At 50.0% G+C, this 622-nt stretch carries 7 tRNA genes; all 7 read right to left on the bottom strand.

Annotation, left to right across the window (positions count from 1 at the left end):
* Positions 1-2: 2 nt before the first annotated feature.
* The 7 genes from QM867_RS10790 to QM867_RS10760 all read right to left on the bottom strand — a co-directional run bounded on the left by QM867_RS10790 (position 3) and on the right by QM867_RS10760 (position 611).
* A tRNA-Pro gene (locus QM867_RS10790) sits at positions 3-76 on the bottom strand.
* Positions 77-92: 16 nt separating this feature from the next.
* Positions 93-166, bottom strand: a tRNA-Arg gene (locus QM867_RS10785).
* Positions 167-174: 8 nt separating this feature from the next.
* A tRNA-Leu gene (locus tag QM867_RS10780) sits at positions 175-260 on the bottom strand.
* Positions 261-267: 7 nt separating this feature from the next.
* Positions 268-339 (bottom strand) — tRNA-Gly (locus tag QM867_RS10775).
* Between the two features lie 27 nt (positions 340-366).
* A tRNA-Thr gene (locus QM867_RS10770) sits at positions 367-439 on the bottom strand.
* A 12-nt stretch (positions 440-451) separates the two neighbouring features.
* Positions 452-533: transfer RNA gene (locus tag QM867_RS10765), tRNA-Leu, on the bottom strand.
* 5 nt (positions 534-538) lie between these two features.
* Positions 539-611 (bottom strand) — tRNA-Lys (locus QM867_RS10760).
* Positions 612-622: the final 11 nt, after the last annotated feature.

Genomic DNA, 622 nt, shown 5'->3' with positions numbered 1-622 from the left:
AATCGGGAAGACAGGATTCGAACCTGCGACACCTTGGTCCCAAACCAAGTACTCTACCAAGCTGAGCTACTTCCCGAGTTAAATAGAAAAAATGCACCCTAGAGGAGTCGAACCTCTAACCGCCTGATTCGTAGTCAGGTACTCTATCCAGTTGAGCTAAGGGTGCTCATTATATGCCGAGGACCGGGATCGAACCGGTACGATCGTTACCAATCGCAGGATTTTAAGTCCTGTGCGTCTGCCAGTTCCGCCACCCCGGCCTCTCTAAGCGAACGACGGGATTCGAACCCGCGACCCCCACCTTGGCAAGGTGGTGTTCTACCACTGAACTACGTTCGCATCGACCTCTTGGTTATATTAAAAAAATGCCGGCTACATGACTTGAACACGCGACCCTCTGATTACAAATCAGATGCTCTACCAACTGAGCTAAGCCGGCTTATTTCTATTATGCGGGTTAAGGGACTTGAACCCCCACGCCGTTAAGCGCCAGATCCTAAATCTGGTGCGTCTGCCAATTCCGCCAAACCCGCAATGATGACCCGTACTGGGCTCGAACCAGTGACCCATTGATTAAAAGTCAATTGCTCTACCAACTGAGCTAACGAGTCTAAAATAACTT

Origin of the sequence: Streptococcus infantis (assembly GCF_047463635.1) — a bacterium.
Lineage (GTDB): Bacteria > Bacillota > Bacilli > Lactobacillales > Streptococcaceae > Streptococcus > Streptococcus infantis_W.
This window is presented reverse-complemented; position numbering and strand designations above follow the sequence as displayed.